A 3,144-nucleotide genomic window follows, 5' to 3' on the forward strand; every position below is an offset into this window, starting at 1 on the left:
AGACCTTCCTCGGGGGCGCCGAGACGCGGGAAATCCCCGGCGCGGATCAGCAGGCACGAGCCGATGCGTTCGATGTGAATGTCAGGACGATTCAGTGCTTCGCGTATGGCGGCCTCTCCCCCCAGGCGGTCCACGAATAACTCGCCCAGGATCGTGTACCAGTTCACACCCTTGATGAAACCCCATCGACCGACTTTTGCGCCGGGATGAAGATGATCGTAAAAGGCTGTCATCTCCGACGAAGATGGTCCCTCATAGGAAACCGGGTCGAAGTCATCTTTGAGTAAATGCGCGGTGCTATCGATCTCCAATCCACTAAAGCGCTCAGCAAGCGCCCATTCCTGCGGCATGTATCGGTGATAGCTATAGGGGAGAATGGGCGATAAACCGCCATAACCACCACGCACGATCAATCGTTGGCAAACGTAACGCAAAAAGCTTTCGTATTGCGCGATGCCATCGGTCGTTGTGACCAACTCCATTGGGACGTTAAATTTCAAATATGACAGGCCTGCCTCCCTACCCTTTGATACGGTCCATCCAGTAGGTGCGGTGTAGTCCTCCGGTACAACAATATTCGTTAGCGTCTTAATGTTGTACTCTGCGGCGGTGTCTTGATCGGTGGCGCTGGAACGCACCACTCCGACTTGAAGATGTGACGGCGTTTCAACAATGGCTCGCCGGATCTTCTCAATACCAGTACGCTTCGAAAACTTACCGAGATCGGTGTCCTTGCCTCCGTTTAGATGTTCGCCGAACAACTGTTCGAAGCGGTCGAAGCAATCGAGGATGCGTTGCCGACCTTCTGGATTTCCACCACGCTCAAAAAAAATCGTACCAATGACACCCGGTAGCACGCCCATGCGGTTATCGGCAAGCCGCACACTCAGATCTTCCTTGTACCGTGCGAGCGCTTGCGCGGGCGTCAAGGTGGTTTTTGAATCACGAAGCGTCATATTTTGTTCTGCGTCTGTTGTTCAATCGAAAACCGCAAGCGGAAAGACTAACCGGCCGACGCCACCGCCGTCACGCCCAGCGACACAGCGAGCACAGCCAGCGCTTCTGCGCCAGCTGTTGCAATGATCGCAATCAGCGCTGCAAGGATCGCGACCAACGCTTCGGCCAGTACGATGACGACTGCAACGGCGGCGACCACGACGACGATCACAGCCAATGCTTTCACGATGGTCATGCCCACCTGCGCCCAGTCGATCTGCTTGAGCAACTCCCACGTCATATCGGTTTGGCGAACGATTTCCTGCCAACCGGCCTTGAGCTGGGCGGTGGTGTAGCGATAAAGCTCGCGTCCTTTCTCGTCGACCCATACCCACGCGTCGCTTGCTTTATCCGCAATCCAGCGACCAGCGGTAAATATCCAGGGCGCGTGCTGATGGAGAAATGCGCTGGTTTCGGCGGACACATAAGAATAGCCACGGTGAATCGCATCCCATACCGGTGCAACCGCTTCGGCGGCTTCTTCGCCGTGCCGTTCAGCCCACGACCACCATTCCTCGTACCAAGCGGGCTCTGGGATCGGCTTAACTGTACGAATGGGTACACGCTGTCGTTGCTTCTCGTCGTCAGTTTGTGGCGCTGGTAGAGGCACTGGTACCGGCACTTTCTTGAGTTCCCCATTGCAATCGCTTACATCAATAACTGTCATGCGATTTTTATAGTCACCCGCAATTTTCTGATATGCATCTTCTTGGCCTTCATTCCATGTATCGCCGGGAAATTTTACTTCTACCAGCCGAAGCATATTGTCAACATGGGGCGCGCCATCACGATCGACGGTGCCGCGACCGGGCCAGCGGTCCATTGGATTCTTTACGATAATCACATCGGGGCGCCGTAAAAATCCGGGTTTCATACCGGGCGGGAACGGGTTCAGGCTGTGGCGCCTCCCTGGTCCCTGAGACTTGTCGCTGCTTAGAAACGGAATCGGCGGTGCAAATCCATTGGATAGGGCAGTTGCCCACATATCGAAGCTCACCTCTGCCTTGTACTGCCAGAAGTAATTCGCGACTTCCTCATCGACGCGAATCGCTGAGGTCATCGCGAGCTGTTTCAGCAATCTGACAATCGTCGAGCCGTCGGGCAAGAGGACGGAAACGATCTTCGGCATCTTTAACGCGTATTCGATTTTCTCTTGCAAGTAACCCTTCGAGAACGGCGGCAACATTGCATACGTCGGTTCTTCGTTGATTATCGTGCAGGTCGAGCCCGCCGGTTGAAGTGTCGATCCCATTCGGTCAAACTCCTTTGGTGCTCAAGCTTCGTCGGCGTCGTCGAGATAATCGGCGCGGATGTCGGGTTGCCCGCCGCCTGCAAACTTCCACGGCTTGACTTCTATCTTGTCTTGTTTGAACGCCCGCAGATTCACATCCTGCGCGCTGGGCGTAAAAACCCGTACCGTTTCGCCGAAGTCGTTCGTGTGGCCGAGCAAGGTACGCCCGGAGGGTAATTTCAGTTCGTAGGCGTGCTGGATCATCGGCGTCCCGTCAGCTTCGTTTTGCAAAACGTACTGCGCCTGATAGGACGGTTGGAATTGCGGTAGCGGATAGGGTTGACTGGCCGGTCCATTGAAACTATGTTGGCTGCCCTTGAAATCTACCTTTCCAGGCGCGTGAATTTCGATGTTGCCGCCCGTCATGCGGATATAGGCACCGCCCGATGTCAGAAGAATTTCCTGTTTCGCGGCCGCTTCGATCTTCTCTGTTGCGGACAGCAGCTTCATCGTCTTCTGCGCCGTCAGTTCGAGGTTGTCCGAGTGCGCCTGAACTTCGACCTTACCCTTGCCCGCGAACAGCTTCATCCCCGCGTTCTGTACGAACAGGCTGAGTTTTCCGGCCACGCTCGCAATCAGCGATTTGCCGGTCGCGAGGTGCGTGCCCTGACCGCTTACGAAGTTGATGTGCTCGTCCGCCGATACATGGACCGATTTCTGCGTGGACAACGCGATGCCCGACGGGCTGGCGAACAGCATGACCGGCTCCCTGAACGCATTGGCACTGCCCGCTCCACCGCCCGCCGTCCTGCCACCCGACGGCGAGCCCGAAACATTGTTCCGCGTAGCATCGGTGAACGACTTCAGTGCCGCGTGTCCGTCCCCGAGGCTTTCAGCCTGATGCGTGGTGCTCGCCG

At 56.1% G+C, this 3,144-nt stretch carries 3 protein-coding genes; all 3 read right to left on the reverse strand.

The annotated features are described in order from the left end of the window. A partial coding sequence (locus tag BUE39_RS33545) for a type VI immunity family protein (protein WP_073432971.1) occupies nucleotides 1-956 on the reverse strand: 956 nt, incomplete at its 3' end. Nucleotides 957-1,003: 47 nt separating this feature from the next. Then, nucleotides 1,004-2,248: a VRR-NUC domain-containing protein gene (locus BUE39_RS33550; protein WP_073432970.1), complete on the reverse strand. Its 1,245-nt coding sequence runs from the start codon at nucleotides 2,246-2,248 to the stop codon at nucleotides 1,004-1,006. A 21-nt stretch (nucleotides 2,249-2,269) separates the two neighbouring features. Then, on the reverse strand, nucleotides 2,270-3,144 hold an 875-nt coding region (locus tag BUE39_RS33555), incomplete at its 5' end, for a DUF2345 domain-containing protein (protein WP_143169546.1).

It is taken from the genome of Paraburkholderia terricola (assembly GCF_900142195.1).
GTDB classification, from domain to species: Bacteria; Pseudomonadota; Gammaproteobacteria; order Burkholderiales; family Burkholderiaceae; genus Paraburkholderia; species Paraburkholderia terricola.

What these genes read in the sequence shown, in the direction of transcription:
- BUE39_RS33550 (WP_073432970.1), bottom strand. Translation starts at nt 2,248, where the DNA reads ATGGGATCGACACTTCAACCGGCGGGCTCGACCTGCACGATAATCAAC.